1 pseudogene is annotated in these 316 nt (G+C 63.9%); it reads left to right on the forward strand.

Features of this window, described 5'->3' with window-relative positions:
* Window positions 1-316 (forward strand): annotated as a pseudogene (locus tag HBA93_RS20070) (TetR/AcrR family transcriptional regulator); the annotation flags it as partial.

Below are 316 nucleotides of genomic sequence, written 5' to 3' on the forward strand. Positions count from 1 at the left end.
TCATGGGAACAGGAGCTGGAAGCGAGCGCCGGCAACACCTCGGACAGGGCGACAGACGCCGAACGACACGCCGCCTACATCAACAGCTGCGCAAGAGCTGCCCGGCGGGTCGAACTGCTGCTCATGCTGGAAAGCTCCGACAATCGGCAGCTTGGCGATCTGTGGCAACAGGTCATCGACCGCTGGGCACCTCCTGCGCCGATTGGAAACGACGCTGCCGAGTTGGACAGGTTCATTTCGCGCCTTGCCGCCGATGGGCTGTGGATTCACGAGGCGCTGTCGTCGCGCTCGCTCCCCGAGCAACTGCGCAAGCGTA

It is taken from the genome of Ochrobactrum sp. SFR4 (assembly GCF_019730395.1).
Taxonomy (GTDB): Bacteria; Pseudomonadota; Alphaproteobacteria; order Rhizobiales; family Rhizobiaceae; genus Pseudochrobactrum.